The 14,927-nt window shown below is 60.0% G+C and carries 11 protein-coding genes and 4 pseudogenes; 5 read left to right on the top strand and 10 right to left on the bottom strand.

Translation table 11 applies throughout. The features are described 5' to 3' along the window. Positions 1-4 precede the first annotated feature (4 nt). Positions 5-1,165, bottom strand: a complete 1,161-nt coding sequence (locus NKH29_RS28495) for a porin (protein WP_353001118.1) — start codon at positions 1,163-1,165, stop codon at positions 5-7. A gap of 162 nt (positions 1,166-1,327) precedes the next feature. Continuing rightward, positions 1,328-1,693 (bottom strand): hypothetical protein, encoded by a 366-nt coding sequence (locus tag NKH29_RS28490; protein WP_352474850.1) that lies wholly within the window; start codon positions 1,691-1,693, stop codon positions 1,328-1,330. Between the two features lie 517 nt (positions 1,694-2,210). On the opposite strand from NKH29_RS28490, the gene hemN reads away from it, so the two are divergent. After that, a complete protein-coding gene (gene hemN / locus NKH29_RS28485) occupies positions 2,211-3,551 on the top strand; it encodes an oxygen-independent coproporphyrinogen III oxidase (protein WP_352515929.1) in 1,341 nt (446 codons plus the stop codon). A 227-nt stretch (positions 3,552-3,778) separates the two neighbouring features. On the opposite strand, the pseudogene NKH29_RS28480 reads toward hemN, so the two are convergent. Further along, positions 3,779-4,118 (bottom strand): annotated as a pseudogene (locus NKH29_RS28480) (PIN domain-containing protein); the annotation flags it as partial. A 734-nt stretch (positions 4,119-4,852) separates the two neighbouring features. Here NKH29_RS28480 and NKH29_RS28475 point away from each other — a divergent pair. Then, positions 4,853-5,539: an isopentenyl transferase family protein gene (locus tag NKH29_RS28475; protein WP_352515927.1), complete on the top strand. Its 687-nt coding sequence runs from the start codon at positions 4,853-4,855 to the stop codon at positions 5,537-5,539. A gap of 166 nt (positions 5,540-5,705) precedes the next feature. Here NKH29_RS28475 and NKH29_RS28470 read toward each other — a convergent pair whose 3' ends face one another. Continuing rightward, positions 5,706-5,990 carry a hypothetical protein gene (locus NKH29_RS28470; RefSeq protein WP_353001117.1) on the bottom strand — a complete coding sequence of 95 codons (285 nt, stop codon included), beginning with the start codon at positions 5,988-5,990 and terminating at the stop codon, positions 5,706-5,708. 119 nt (positions 5,991-6,109) lie between these two features. On the opposite strand from NKH29_RS28470, the pseudogene NKH29_RS28465 reads away from it, so the two are divergent. After that, a pseudogene (locus NKH29_RS28465) lies at positions 6,110-6,409 on the top strand (transposase); the annotation flags it as partial. A 73-nt stretch (positions 6,410-6,482) separates the two neighbouring features. On the opposite strand, the gene NKH29_RS28460 reads toward NKH29_RS28465, so the two are convergent. Next, the gene (locus NKH29_RS28460; protein WP_353001116.1) at positions 6,483-7,445 is read right to left on the bottom strand and encodes an NUDIX hydrolase; all 963 of its coding nucleotides are present in this window, start codon (positions 7,443-7,445) and stop codon (positions 6,483-6,485) included. Between the two features lie 147 nt (positions 7,446-7,592). Here NKH29_RS28460 and NKH29_RS28455 point away from each other — a divergent pair. Continuing rightward, positions 7,593-7,843 (top strand): annotated as a pseudogene (locus NKH29_RS28455) (3-methyl-2-oxobutanoate hydroxymethyltransferase); the annotation flags it as partial. Between the two features lie 228 nt (positions 7,844-8,071). Continuing rightward, positions 8,072-8,689: a cold-shock protein gene (locus NKH29_RS28450; protein ID WP_353001115.1), complete on the top strand. Its 618-nt coding sequence runs from the start codon at positions 8,072-8,074 to the stop codon at positions 8,687-8,689. Here NKH29_RS28450 and NKH29_RS28445 read toward each other — a convergent pair. From NKH29_RS28445 to NKH29_RS28425, 5 genes and pseudogenes are all read right to left on the bottom strand, one after another. Continuing rightward, positions 8,664-9,207 (bottom strand): annotated as a pseudogene (locus NKH29_RS28445) (ABC transporter transmembrane domain-containing protein); the annotation flags it as partial. The gene NKH29_RS28450 and the pseudogene NKH29_RS28445 sit on opposite strands and share 26 nt — an antisense overlap. A gap of 32 nt (positions 9,208-9,239) precedes the next feature. Then, on the bottom strand, positions 9,240-10,895 hold the full coding sequence (locus tag NKH29_RS28440; RefSeq protein WP_352921686.1) for an MFS transporter: 1,656 nt from the start codon (positions 10,893-10,895) through the stop codon (positions 9,240-9,242). A 1,584-nt stretch (positions 10,896-12,479) separates the two neighbouring features. Then, a complete protein-coding gene (locus tag NKH29_RS28435) occupies positions 12,480-13,562 on the bottom strand; it encodes an HPP family protein (RefSeq protein ID WP_353001114.1) in 1,083 nt (360 codons plus the stop codon). A gap of 829 nt (positions 13,563-14,391) precedes the next feature. Next, entirely contained in the window at positions 14,392-14,550 is a 159-nt protein-coding gene (locus NKH29_RS28430) for a hypothetical protein (protein WP_353001113.1), read from the bottom strand. Between the two features lie 33 nt (positions 14,551-14,583). Continuing rightward, entirely contained in the window at positions 14,584-14,811 is a 228-nt protein-coding gene (locus NKH29_RS28425) for a hypothetical protein (protein WP_353001112.1), read from the bottom strand. Positions 14,812-14,927: the final 116 nt, after the last annotated feature.

Here is a 14,927-nt window from a genome sequence, read left to right as displayed (position 1 = left end):
TCCGTTAGAATGAGCGTTCGAAACGCACGATTCCGCCGACACTGCTCTTCTTGTTGGCGTTGGTCCAATTCATGTTGGAAGCGCCGTCCACCTTGCCGACGGCGAAGTTACCGTATCGGCCATAGTCGAGTTCCGCCGTAACTGTGAAATCTGGAAGAAACGCATAGGCGACGTTTGCAGCGACACCATGGTTCTTGAGCTGATCACCGGAGAGCTGAAGCTTGAACGAAGTTGTCTCGTTGAGCTCGTAAGCGGCGCCAGCCCAGAAAGCCCAGTTCCCGCCCCAACTCTTATAGAAGCCGCGACCATGAGCGTCTATGGCGTTCGTGGAGTCGTCGTTGAGCTTGCCGTTGGAACCGTAGCCGAGCATTCCGAACAGCAACAGTTCGTTGGTGACATTGATGTCGACACGGACCTTGGCGGCCACCGATTCGTAGTTGCTATCATAAGCGGCAACGCCGGTGATCGCGCCCCAGCCATGTGTGTATTTCAAGCCGCCGACTACGTGCGGTGCGTAGCTGTCGATTGTGCCGACCACGCCCGAGCCTTCTTCGAGCGAAACCACGGCCGAAAAGCCGTTCCCGGCGTCGAAGTAGTACTGAACCACATTGGTATCGAAAGCGCCGTACGGAACCGGCGTCTGGTTGAGTACGTCACCCGCGCCGCCAATAAACATGTCGAAGGCCGACCAGTCCTTACCAACTCGGAGGCCACCAAGCTGAATCCAGGCGAAAGTCAAGGTGCTGTCTCCGTTGAAGGCATAGGACCGAGAACTGTCCGAAACCGAAGTGTGGCGGTTGCCGAAGTTCATGCGGGTTTCGGTGTAGGTCTTCAACGTGCCGAGTTCGGTCTCCTGGCCGGTCCAAGTTTTCAATGTGAAGCGCGTGTTGTTTTGCCATGTGCCCTGATGCTCACCAGTCCTCACATCCGAGGTTCTTGCGTGATCAACCAATCCGACATGGCCCAAGCCGACGTCGTAACGGACATAGCCGCCGATGCGCACGCAGGTCTCAGTGCCTGAAATGTAGACGTAACCCGAGCCGTAGACGTCGCAGACTTTAACGTACTCAGTCGGGTCAGGCTCGGCAACGGCGGTCACGGCGCGAGCGTCGGAAACGGCAATCAGTGCCGCAGTTGAGCCGAGGAGGAGGCTCCTAATGTTCATTGTTAATCTCCGTTCAAAGAGTAAAAGGAATGGACGTCAGTGATGAACTCTTGCTAAGGAAACAGTCGATAGCGATGCGCATTGAGTTGAGTTTGAGCAGTTTTGATGCGCTCGTCATGCCAGATATTCATCAGAAATTGAGAATATGATGAGGTGTTATTGTTACAAATATGCGATTGTTATTACAAATATAATAATCGCCGAAACGACGCCATCCAACATTTCTGTACAAATCATCCCCGTCATCTCCGCTAGTTGTGGGCGGGCCGTCACAAAGGCTTCTACTGCAAATGACGTGCCATCCTGACGACGCAGCTGCGGCTTGAAGCTCAAGTGTGCCGGCGGACCTTGGTTCGCTCTTCCTTCCTTTTTGCCTTGCGGATCAACCCAAGCACGAACGGCAAACGTTTCGGCTACGGTTCGTCTGTTCGCTTCGCGACAGTTTCGTTCAATGGCGACAGCTTTGTTTGCTGTGAGCCCCGACGTTGAGACATCATGCGGCGGCACCGCTCGGTACGACGCCGTCATTTTGGCGAGCGCGATGATCGGTAATCACGCGCTGACGCGCAGCCTTGCCTCCACCACGGAGTCAGTAGGCGCGCCGGCCTTGGCATTGCGGCCGACCTGACGGTCGCGTCGAGCAGCCTCTCGTCCTGATAGACGGCGCGCCACAGCTAATGCTTCTTGCCAGCAATTCACACAACGAGCTCATCGAGATGCCAGAGATCACTATGGGGCTGCGCTAGCTGGCGAGCAAAGTCTGGTCCCAACGCCGTGTTATCTCGTTGGATGCGGCAGCCGCGCTCAGCAGAATCTACTCGACCAGGCGCAGGCTGAAGGGAAGGGATGGTGGAACCAAACGGTGCGCGTGAGGGTCGCGGCGGGAACAGCCATGGCCAGTCGCTGACCGTCCAGCCAAGACTGAACGGCCGCTATTGCTGAGAAATACAAGTTTCGAGCCCAAAGCGGAACGGACTGACATAGCGCAAAGACACAGGCGAGCGCAGCCGTAAGGTTGGTGGTTATCAGCATGGGACGGTAACTGTTGCAGACCACAAAATATCGCGAGGCCGGCCTGCCTTGGTACACTATCTATCCGACTGTGTCGGAGTTCTCTGGGGCGGTCGGCGCCGAGGCTTATGAGGAATGGCTCAGGAACCTGCCGGCTGACGATCCGGTGTCGCTCTATTTCCACGTTCCGTTCTGCCGATCAGCTTGCTGGTATTGTGGCTTCCCCACCACCATCACCCGCCATGATGCGCCGATCCTCAACTATCTGGCGGCGCTGCGTGACGAGATCCGTTTGGTCTCGGAGCGAGCGCCGCAGACGCTGCCCGTGAGCGACATGCATTTCGGCGGCGGAACGCCGTCTCTCATAGGACCAGCCGAGTTCCTGGCTCTGATGGAGTTCCTGCGACGCCGCTTCGCTCTCACGAAAACAGCTACGGTTGCCGTCGAGATTGATCCGCGCACGTTCACGGCCGAGATGGCCGAGGCCTTAGGAGCAGCCGGCGTGAACCGTGTGAGTCTCGGCGTGCAGAGCTTCGATCTCATTGTTCAAAAAGCAATCAACCGGGTTCAGAGTGAGGCGCAGACGTCTGCTGCCGTGGAAATGCTGCGCCGGCATGGAGTAAGCCGCATCAACTTCGACCTCATCTTCGGTCTCCCGCATCAAACGGTGCAGTCCTGCGTCGAGACCGCGAGGGCGGCGGTCGCAATGCGCCCCGACCGGCTTGCGGTGTTCGGCTATGCGCACATCCCGTCGCTTGTAAAGAATCAGCGCCTCATCGAGGAGGCAGTTCTTCCGGGCAGCGCTGCCCGCGCCGAACAGTATGCGGCCGTGGCCGCGACGCTGATTGCCGCCGGCTACCGCGAGATCGGGCTCGACCATTTCGCCTTGCCGGACGACGAGCTCGCGCTGGCACAGAAAACGGGTCGCCTGCGGCGTAACTCGCTGGGCTACTCGGCCACCACCTGCAGAACCCTGATCGGTTTCGGCGCGTCGGCTATCGGCCGCGTCGGCGAGGGGTACGTCCAAAACGAAGTTACACGGGATTCCTACATCCAGCACATCGCAGCTGGCCGTCTGGCGACGTCAAAGGGCTATCGCCTCACCGACGACGACCGCGTGCGAGCCGCAATTATCGAGCGACTAATGTGCGATCTCGAGGCCGATGTGCAGGCAATCTGTGCCGCCCACGGATCTGATCCGATCCGTCTTCTCGATTCAGCTGAACGCTTGGCGATGCTGGCCGAGGACGGGATAGTGGACTTCGAAAACGGTTTTGTCCGCGTACGGCGGGAGCATCGCTTTGTAATTCGCGCTGTCGCTGCCGCGTTCGATGCTTTTCTCGATCGGGATGGCCGTAAGCATAGCCACAGGTGAGGGCAATCATCCAACCGGAAGCTAAACTCGACGCCCTTGGCCGAGGCCTGTCATGAAGCGCGCGTCAAGGATGCGAAAAGCAGAGCTGATCCGCCTATTTCATCTCATCTTCAATGACATCGACCTCGTGGCTGCCACCGAGGCGTTTCCATATTGATCGTGGTAGGTGCGGGACATCTGGGTGTTTCGCCGTCAGCGCATGAATATCCCCGCCATGTGATGGGTCAGGAAATCGCGGTGGCTGCAATCAGCCCGTCCATCGATGACAGACCGCGGCCACGCCGCTTCGCGAGGCCCGTCAGGTCGCCCCAGGCCAGGGCAACCAGTTCGTCCACGGGCAGGACTCTCGGCTCGAAGCGCTGCGGCAGGTCCCGGGCGAGCCATCCGGCCAGTGCGTCACGTTTCCGACCTTTGTCTATGAAGGCAGCGCCGCGCCGGATCTCGGCGATCGACACAACCTGATAAATGAGCGGTCTTCATCGAGCCCGTCATCCATTCCAGCACGCGCGCGTCAGGGCTCGGCCTCGTCACCTCGGAGAGGCCATTAGTGTCGAGCAAGAGCCTCACAATGGCAGACCATGCGGTTCATCGCGTAGCCGCTCGATGTCCAGTTCGGCGTTGCGCAGCGGCGATGCGCAGCGAGTGCCCAGAAAACGGCAGCCAGCTCCCCTTCCGGAAGATCGGAGCGGACGCCACGCAAAAAGCGCCAAATCCTTGGCGCCGGCGGTCTGTGTGTTTGCGCGCTGGCGGCTTTGGTGTACTCCTGTGCCGTTTCGACGAGGCTTCCAGCCGGACCGGCAGGGGAGAAGGCTTTGGCGGCGCGGCCGGCACACGGCCCACCTCGAGGACGAGATCGACGATGTCGGGCAGATCCTCGGTCGCCTCACAAATCGGTGAGGTCGTCGGGGCACCGTCTTCCACTTTTGTTGATCAGCCGCCTTCCTGGCCATGTTCCGAGACAATAAGGCGCCCGTGCGCCGCCGCCTCGATTAACCCAAGACGCGCAAGGATCTTTTGCCGGAGACAACGAGGTCACCATCCTGCGGTGCCGCGTTGCGTCACAGTCGGCATGAGATGTGCAAAGTGGACCGTCGTCAAACGTCAAACAGAGGCGTTGGTGACTGGAGTGAACGACCACAACGGGCTGCTTGCGCCCTTTCGGACTTCACAAAGTTCGAAAATGGCGTCGTTTCAGGGCATAATCGCCGCTTGTCAAAATGTTTGCGACAAGTCCGGTGAAAGCCTGCCGAGTATCTTGTGCTTGGGGGGCGGTTAGTTCCGATAAACTAAGCGGCATACACATGCTAATCTATTTGATTTACGGGCCGACCTGCAGCGGCAAAACAGACGCGGCAATCCAAATTGCACGAGAGACCGGATGGCCGGTCATTGCGCTGGATCGTGTACAATGCTGTCCTCAAATCGCCACCGGCAGCGGGCGTCCCTCGGATTCCGAACTGCAATCTACCCAGCGGATCTACTTGGATTCGCGCCCGCTAACCGCGGGCATCATCGACGCCGAGACCGCCCATCGTAAGCTGATAATGCAAGTGGATGAGCGTAGTTCCCAGCCGGGGCTCATCCTCGAAGGCGGTTCGATCTCCCTTCTCAATTTAATGGCGCGAAGTCAGCATTGGGATGGCGCTTTTCGGTGGCATGTAAGGCGGTTGCGGCTCGGCAACTCGGACGCCTTTCTGGAGAGAGCCAAGCGTCGGGTCACAGACATGTTTGTCACAAGAGAAGGACAACCTTCATTGCTGCAGGAACTTGCGGATCAGTGGAAGGAAGATGCAGTCCGTCCCACTTTGGAAGACGTTGACGGATATCGTTGCGCCATTCGTTTTGCGAGAGAGCACAGCTTGGCAATCAGCGAAATGCCGTGCCTTCGCAAAGAGCTCCAACAAGATCTTGTAGAGGCGATTGCGAGAGAATATCTCGAATATGCGCGTTGGCAAGAACGCGACTTTCCAGAATGGCAAACTGAGTGAGCAAGCCTCCCCGGACCTCGCCTGCGGTGCGGGCACGGTAGCTCCTGAGAATTGCGCTAAGTGGTTTGCTGAAGCAAGCTAGTGCCAGGCGACATTAGGTCCGTGTGGCAGCGGAAGGATTGCTTTCGCCACGGTGACTGCGGAGGAGGCGACATGGCTGCACTGCTCATTTCAGGCATGGGACGGAATGTACCGATGACAAAGTGCTGCGCGCTTCGTAGCGACCGCTACCGTGGCTGACTCGCGAACTACTATCCGCCAGCCCAGTCTGTGGCGTCGTCTCGGCTTTCATCGTCACCGCCTTCGCCCAGGAAACGCCCGAGGCCGCAAGCGTCGCCGTGGCAGTGCGGCACCCGGCAAGATGGGTGGTCATCGGCCCTATCTGATCGACGGGGAGCACCGTGCTTTCGTCCTGGGCGAGGTTGAGCGAGATGCCAACATGACGCTTCATCAATTGACGGCGGCACTGGCTGAACGTGGTCTCCTGCGAGCGTCGGTCGCTTCCTGCACCGCGAGGGCAAGAGCTTCAAAAAAACCGTTCTGCCGGCCGAGCAGCTCAAGCCAAAGCTGATGCGCGGGCGTGCGCAATGGATGCGCTATCAGACCCGCATTGACCCTACGCGCCTGGTCTCCCTGGATGAAACATGGGTCAAGACCAACATGGCGCCGTTGCGCGGCTGGGGTGTGCGCGGCAAGCGGCTGATGGCCCACGCACCATATGGCCATTGGAAGACGATGACCTTCATCACCGCGCTGCGGCATGATCGGGTGGAGGCGCCTTGGGTCATTGACGGACCCATCAATACGCAGGCCTTTCGCGTCTATGTCGAAACCGAACTCAACAAAACACTGAAGCCGGGCGACATCGTCATTCTCGACAATCCCGGTTCTCACAAGGGCCAAGCCGTCCGCGACATCGTCAGGGCTGCTGGCGCAAGGCGGGTCAAGCCCGCGAGAGCGGCAATTTTGTTCCGGCTATCACCCTCTCGTCGAGAACGGCGTGACGGAAGCGATAAAGTTGCGCCGGCCGGCCGCCGGTTTCCGCGGTTGTCTCACCGGTCTCCTCGACCAGCTCCTGCTGCTCGATCAGCCGGCGAAAGTTCGGCTTACGCACGAGCCTGCCGGCAAGCGCCTCCACGGTGCGCTGCAGCTGCAAAAGCGTGAAGACCGGCGGCAACAGTTCGAATACGACCGGCCGATATTTGATCTTGGAGCGCAGCCGCGCAATGCCGGTCGCCAGGATGCGACGATGATCGGCGATCATCGATCTGCCCGAGACCCAGGTGGGCGCAGCGGAATGTCCGGCGCGTATTGCTTCCTCCACCAGGGCGGCTTCGTAGAGCAGCTCATAACGTTGAAGCGCGAGTTCCTCGTTCCAATGGCGGTCGTCAAAGCCGAAGGCGATCGCCGCCCGCCGTCGTCGGTCGAGGCGTGTCGTACTGTCGTCAGTGCCATCCGCCCATTCCATCAGGCGCGGCCGCAATTCGTCCAACACGACCGCCGGTGTGCCGGAGCGGTGATCCTCCCACGGGAAATACTCGTACCAGCTTCCCCAGTGTCGCCCGGCCGGGTCGCCAGCTTCGTCTTGGTGGGTGAGCGCCAGATAGCTGATAGAGACCACGCGGTCGTCAGCGCCAACCCTGTCGCGATCGGCGAAGGTGTAGAGCTGTTCGATATAGCCGAGCGGCTGGCCGGTCTGTTGTTCCACCCATCCCCTGAGGCCCGACTGCAGCGAACGGTGAGCAAGCTCGAACGGGCCCGAGGGCAGGGCGTTTGCCTGCGGGATGGTCAGAACGCAGGGGGCGCTGCTGTCCATGGCGACCACAACGGCGATTAAGTCCGCATTGACGTCGTTGGCCTTGCCTCCAGCTCCGCCTTTCCTAATCCCTTTTGCGCGTTCGTCCATGGTCCCCGAGGTTGTTGAGCAGAGCCCTGCCGCGTAGGCCGCTGAACCGATTGAATTCCGTTTTTGTCTGATAATTGTCGGCGCGTCAACACCACCCGTCGTGGCGATTTTAGCTCTTCGCAGCTGCATAAAAAGTGCCAACGCGACATCCGTGCTTGGGGAAGGAGGCCCATTGAGTGCGCCGATTCAAAGCTCGTCGATCGACATTGCGACGTTGTTCTCGTCGGCGACAGCGCGGCATAGTTCTCCACGGCTTGGCGTCGACGCTGGGCGTGACGCTGGAGATGATGATCATGCACGGTCAGACCTGCGCCGTAGCCTGGAGCCGGCGCAAATGGTCGTCGACCCGCCGTTCGGTTCCTTTTTGAAGAAACCCGGAGCAGGCTTTCCGCAATGCCTGATAAAGCCCTTCCAGTGCGCCCGCGCCAACATCATCGCACTCTCGCTCCAACACAACCTATGCGAGTCAGTAAATCGACTCGCCGGCACTATTGTTTCAGGGGAAATGAATCTAGTTTCAAAGGGTTCGGCCGATAGGCCGGGCACAGCTGCGGTCTTCACGGCCTTTTTGACATAAACGCGTCGCCCGATTGAGATTATCTTGACGGTAGCGCAGTGCGCCATCCATGCCAGTCGAGATGATCATGGGCAAATATCGAGACCATCGCGAGCCACGCCGGCATCGCTATGACGATGACCCCGTTTCCTTTTCGGAACGGACTTCCGAGCCAAGCTATTTTCAGCGCCCGCCGACCGTGACGGCAGATCCTGTCGATGCGGAGGTGTTGTGGTTCACCGTCAGCAAGGGTTTTGGCTTCGTCAAACTGTCGGACGGCACGGAGGCCTATCTGCACGTGCGAGTGTTAGAGGCGGCCGGAAGCCGGGATGTTGCCGCGGGAACGCCTCTCAAGATCACGGTCGAAAAAAGTCCAAGAGGTCATCAAGTCGCGCAGGTGCTGGAGATCGGCGATCACCGCGCGAAAACTCCGTCACATACGCGCGTCGCTGGAGGGACCTTCGTTGAAACCGGTGCGCAGCTGGAGAGCGGGGGCACGGTCAAGTGGTACAAACCCGAAAAGGGCTTCGGCTTCATTGCTCCTGACAACGGTGAGAAGGACGTCTTCGTTCATGCCAGCGCCCTGACGCGCTCAGGGCTCAGCGTGCTGGTGGCGGGACAGAAGGTGTTTGTCGAATGCGGGCAAGGCAAGAAAGGCTGGGAAGTCCGGAGCATTCGCCTTGCCTAGACGGCGATGCATTGCTCGCCTCGGAGGAGATGCCGGAGAGCGTAGGGCGGCCGCCCAAGCCCGCGTAGCAGAAACCGACATTGTCGAAGCGCAGCACGCCGTCGGTGACGACGAGATCCCTGGCGCCCGGCGCGTCCTCGGTGTCAAGTTCGGCGTCGAGCAACTCGAACAGCCGCGTGCCGCAGGTCGAGGCGCGCGCGAACGAGTTGACCAGCAGTCCGAGCTGGCGCACCGGCATCTGCAGAATGGTCATGAAGGTGAGCAACAGGGCCAGCGTGCCGACGCTGATTTGACCTGCGATCACTTTCTGGCCACCGAACCAGAGCACCAGGCCCATGGCGGTCAGGAACGAGAAATTCATGGCGCTGGTGTTGCCGACACGGATGTCGACGCGCTCATTGGCGAGATCAAGGCGCGTCCTGCTTGGCGCGGTCGAACTTTTCCAGCTCGTGCGGCTGCGCGGCGAAGGCACGACGGATGCCGCCGAGATTCTCATCCATCACCCGGATCTTTAACGATCGCTGATGCCCAGATATGGGAAGGTCAGGCTTCAATGACGGGGAAGGTGAAGGATTGACTGGTCGGGTTTCCGGGCCGAGCTTGTCGGCCGCTCAATCGAAAGCGTCATTTGAGGCGCTTCCTCTCCCGCGTGTAACTGGAAGACACGCTCGTCCAGTTCCTTGTCTACTTCCGTGAGACGATGATTGAGGCGAAGGTAGTCGGTCCAGGTCGGCGTGCGGAACGTTTCTGTCCACTGCATAGGCTTCTGAAGGTTGCGCTGGAGCGTCCAGTTCCGAGCACCGACGCGGCTGTGTACATGACGCCGCTGCCGCATGAGGTCGAGGAAGGCCTCGACATTTCTCTCGGCTATCAGATATTCGATCTTGACCACGATCGGGCCGCTTCTCGGCTTCAAACTGAGAGCGACAGCTGGGGCGTCGAATTCCTCCAAAGGATCGGGCTCGGACTCGCGGCGCTCGCGAAGAGGAAACAGAACGCCGGCTGCAGCAACGAGCAGCAGGGCCGCAGCGGAACCCTCTAGCGCCCAGGTCAGCGAATGGTTCTGGGAAACGGTGCCCCACACCCAGCTGCCGGCCGCTATGCCGCCGTCTATCAATGCATAGTAGATGGAGATCGTGCGCCCCACGACCCAGCGCGGGCTTGCCAGCTGCACGCTCACGCCAACCCCCGACCAGGCAGTGACCCAGCCTGCGCCGCCCAAAGCAAGTGCAATTGCCGCCACGCCGATCGAAGAGGTAAGCGCCAGGGAGAGGGAGCACGCCGCGCAGGCGACGCAGGAGAGCCTCATCAGCTGTTCTTGCGACAAGCTCCGTCTGAACAGGCTGTTGGAGAGGCCGGCGAAGACCGCGCCTGTTCCGAAACCTGCCATGAGCGTGCCATAGGCGAGCGGGCCTCCTCCCAACTGGTCGCGGACAATCAGCGGCAGCAGCGCGAGTATGGCGATGCTCGCCAGGCCAAAGAGGGTTCCGCGTGCGATCGCCGCTTTGATTTCCGATGACATCGCCGTGAAGCGCAGCCCGTCATAGATGGCCCTCCTCATCGACTCGCGCGGAAGAGGCGACGAGCGGACCTTCCACTTGCAGCGCCATATGGTGGCCAAGGGTACCAAATAGGTGAGGGTGGTCACGGTAAAAGCGGCCAAAAGCCCGAAGGAGGCAACCACGATGCCGCCGAGCGCCGGGCCCACGGTCCGTACGGTGTTGAAGCCAACGGAAAGCAGGGTAACGGCAGCGGGAACATCGCGCCGGTCCACCATATCGCCAACCGACGCCTGCCAGGCGGGATCGTTGAGAGCGCCGCCGCATGCGATTAAAAAGCTGAAGCCGAGAATCATCCATGGGTCGAGAAAGCCCAGCGCTACAACAGCGGTCAGCATCGCAGATGCTATCACCATAAGGCAGCGGCCCGCGAACATAACCCTGCGACGGCTGAAATTGTCAGCGAGAACCCCGGCGAACACGGACAAAATGAAAGCGGGCAGGTTCGATGAAGCCTGCACCAGCGCAACCATCAGATCGGAAGTCGAGATGGTAGCCATCAGCCAACTGATGGCAACAGTCTGCATCAACCAGCCGAGGCTCGAGACTTGCGTGGCGAGCCAGATCGAACGAAAGGTGGGCTGCAAAAGTGGCGCAAAGGTCGTTGGTGCAGCCAAATCATCATTTGATCCAGCCACCCTACTCATTTTGCCAACCTTTGCTTTGCGTTATTGCCGTTTCCCATGTAATCTAGGCTGAACCGTGGCGGCTAGAAGAATAGAGAGAAACTGTTTGCCTTGCGGCACAGTTCCTCGTGATTAAGGGTTGCGGCCGAGACGCATGCCCGAGCCGGCTCACCCCGCCTTCGAAGACATCACGGGGTGGAGCCCGGATTCTTGCTTGTCGTTTGACGCAGCATGCTTCATCAACGGGCACTTTGCCGAGCGATGCCTTTTCGCGAAACGCGACGATGTTCTTTCGTCGGAAACTCTCTCCAACGGCGTTCGATGCGCTGAGTCTGGCTTGGGGCGAGGTGAGGGCTTGCAGATCTTAGACAGGATTGATTCCTGATAAACGCAGACGGTTGCCGGGCCGCGATCAAAGAGGCGCGCGCCTTGCTGCTTCAGCTTGAACAAAAGTCTGACGCGCTCACACATGCCATCGACGACTTTCTGCTCGATCTGATGAGGCTGGCTTTCATTGTTGAATGTTATGGACGCGGCTTTGAACTTTTGGCGCGAACGCTTGCCCGTAGAAGACTGGCAAAGGTCAGGCTTTTGTCGGGGCGGTGGACTCCGCCAGGGGAGAAATGACGCCCAAAGCCGGATGGCTGACGCGACGGTCGCCCCGCGTTCCGCACAGTGACGAAGGTAACGGTACGGCTCTTCGGCAGATGGCGCATCCGCATGGTAGCGTCTGGCCGTTCCCTCTGATGCTTCGGCCTCCCACACCTATCCGAACAGGCCCGATCCTGGAGGGTCCTCGAAGTGGGCATGAGGGCGATAGGCCGCGTGGTTCGGGTACCAAGCGTAGGCGCGGTATTGGGCTGGAAATTGGCGACGCGCGACGAAGAAGTCCGAGATCAACTCGTGCAATGGCAATTCCTAACACCGTGGACGTGTTGGAGCAGCCTCATCCTCCTAGTCAGGAACGTCATCAAGGTTATAGGATTGATGCGCGGCGAACCCTCGGAACTCAGGATCATGTTGACATCGCTGTTCGACAGAGCCGATTTCGCGCAAGGAAGCCACATCGTTTCGGAATTGCTTATCTCAGGGTCTATCGTCGGCCTAGTCAAACCCTTGGCGCGGCGAGGAAGCGGCGGTCGTCGGCGTGATGCATGACGGGAGTCGGCGGCGCCTCACCATAGGCGAAATGCAGGAACCAAAGGAAAGGACCACCTGCATGGAATTGCGAACCGCGTCCTCGGCGTCTGAGCCGCGACCCTTGCCAAGGATCATTCAACCCGCGACGTAGAGCTTCAAGCCAGCCTTGGACATGCGAACCGCGCTACCATCGTTGCAGAGGAGCCGTCCACCAGATGGTTCCATTTGTAGTCCGCGCCTTTGGTCGACATAGCGGACTGGCTCTGGCCACCGGCAAGGTTGAAGAGTGTTCCGTTGTTGCAGTCGTACTTGGCCTACGTGAACCAGATGCCTGAGCACGCGGTCGCGTTTCAGGGTTGATCTACTCGTAAAAAGGAATTGTCTTAGGCGGAAGGCCGCACTTAATACCACTATCCTATTGGCGCCCCATCGGGTTCCCGGATTGAGCAAGTCCGGATCACTATTTTATGCCGCTGCCAGCGTTGTGTCCGCCATGTGCACGCGCGCTGCCGCTGCCAGCAGGTCGGTCTGGGTGATCAGCCGAATAATGCGTCGCTCGGCATCGACGATGACCACGGCATGGCTGCGGCCGTCGGTGAGCACCGGCAGCAGGCTCATCGCCGGCGTATCGGGAGAGGCGGTGCCAGCCTTCGACATCACAGCCCTCACCGCGTCGGTCGCCTTCGTCAGCTCGCGCAGGCCAACTACACCGACCAGCCCGCCGTCGGCGTCGGTCACCGGCAGCGTCCGGATGTTGTGATCGAGCAGCAAATGACGCGCCTGGTCGGCAGGCGCATGTTCATCGACCGAAATCACATCGCGCGACATGATGTCCTCGCACAGCAGGGTGCGGTGGGAGCGCACCATCGCCTGCAACTCGACCTGCCGCAGCAGCCGCTCAAGATCGTTGCGGTCGATATCGAAGGTTTCCTCCAGCGCGCCGAGCGCGGCATCGATATCCTCGGGCTGGAAGCCGACCCGCTCCCGCGCCGGCGGATCGATGGTTCCATGCGCGCTTTTAAGGGCGGGGGCCGCCACATGTGGATAGTTGCGCCGCGACAGTTTATGGATGCCGTAGCCGAGTGCGACCAGCACGATCGAGTTCAGCGCTACCGGAACGAAGGGAAACAGCAAGCCGGAACTGAAGACGGCCGGTCCGCCGAACACCGCAGTTAAGGCGGCGGCGCCACCCGGCGGATGCAGGCAGCGCGTGAACGACATGGCGGCGATGGCCAGCGCCACCGCAATGCCGGTAGCAAGAATGGGTTCACGCACGAAATGCGCCACGATCACCCCGACCAGCGCCGAAATCGTATTGCCACCGATAATCGACCAAGGTTGCGCCAGCGGGCTTGAAGGCACGGCAAAGAGCAGCACGGCCGATGCTCCCATTGGAGCAACTAGCAGTGCGACATGTGGGCCAGACCCGTTCGCCAGCGCACTGATCACGCCAGTCAATGCGATGCCGATCATGGCCCCGATGCAGGCGAGCAGCCGCTCGCGCAGCGTTGCACCGGCAAGGATCGGAACAAAGAGACGAAACGCCATGGCATACCCTTGGGCGAGTGGTCGGAACTCCGCGCTCCGCAATGCAGGCAAAGCCACAGATTTGGAAGTTAAGCCAATTCGGAAAGTCGGCTCACGGGGGAATACTTTTGCGCGAAACGGCCATTGCCAAATGGGTGCAGACATTTTGATCGGCTAGAGAAGGCAGACGGCACGCTGATCCGCTCGAGCGCAGCTAGAGGCCAAGGGCTGCCGTGCCGCGGGCAGCCGGAAATGGGGATGGTCGGAGGTCGAGCTGGGATGGACACTAAGGAATTCAGAGGCTTCGAAAAGCGTGCTGACAATGTGGCATGGCAAGACAAATCAGGCCCTTGTCGCTCCACTTCCGAGGCGAACTCCAGCGGAGTACAGCTTCTACGCGGTGCTTGGTCTGCCTGTCCTTGCCACCATCGGATTCGTTGGCGTCATGCTGAAACGTCCACCTGTAGCCGCTGAGAAGACGACTGCCGCCAGTGCCGTCGTGGAACCGCTATATGACGGCGGCTTGGTTACAGAGCCGGCTCGTGTCGATCGGGCGGGGGAGCCTGATGTGACGTACATGGTCCAGAAAGTGGCCAATGAAGGTGCTGGCATCGTCAACGTGATCAGGTCACGTAATAGCGGTAATACAACCGCGACCACGAGCCTCTCAGGCGTTCGATGAGGCGGGAAAATCCGATCACCAGACCAAACGCGTTTCCGCCACACTGCCACACACGAAACCGATCAGGTCACGTTCCAGGCTCGCCAGAAGATTGGAGCCAAGGCCACCTCGGCTGAACTCTGCCATGCCGCGGCCGCCACCTCTTCCAGCCGCGGTAGAAAACGTGGGTCAGCAGCGCCGGCATGGGCGAGCAACTCCCAAAATCGCGAGCAGCGCCATCGGCTCCGCAAGCGGCCGCAGATGTCGGCCGATGAAGCGGAAGGGCGGCGGTGCGATGGAAGCGCCGTGCGACAGCCTATCCAGACCTGTAATCGTGAGCAGGCTCATCTGGGTCTCCGGACGCCAGCGTTGCAGATGGTTTTAGGCAAGCGTGAGCAGGCCGTGGGTCCCAATCCGGTCAGGCCGACCACGATCATGGCCGAAAGAACGAGTTCCAATTGAAAGAGCTGACGACCATAGGCGATCAGGTAATCGGAGCCCTTCGAACGATGCGATGAGTTCTACCGCAACCAGGGTCTGCCAGCCGTTGGCAAGGCCTTCTCGCAGCCCTGTAAAGATCGACGGCACGGCGGAAGGCAGCACGATCATCGTGAGTTTCGACCAGCGGCTGAACGAAAGGACACGGCCAGACCCGTCTCACGACGACGCCATTGCGCTTCGCCGCCATCAGGCTGGGTAGAGGACTTGCACGTCTAAAGCTGTCG

This window comes from Mesorhizobium sp. M1295 (assembly GCF_040318135.1).
Lineage (GTDB): Bacteria > Pseudomonadota > Alphaproteobacteria > Rhizobiales > Rhizobiaceae > Mesorhizobium.
This window is presented reverse-complemented; position numbering and strand designations above follow the sequence as displayed.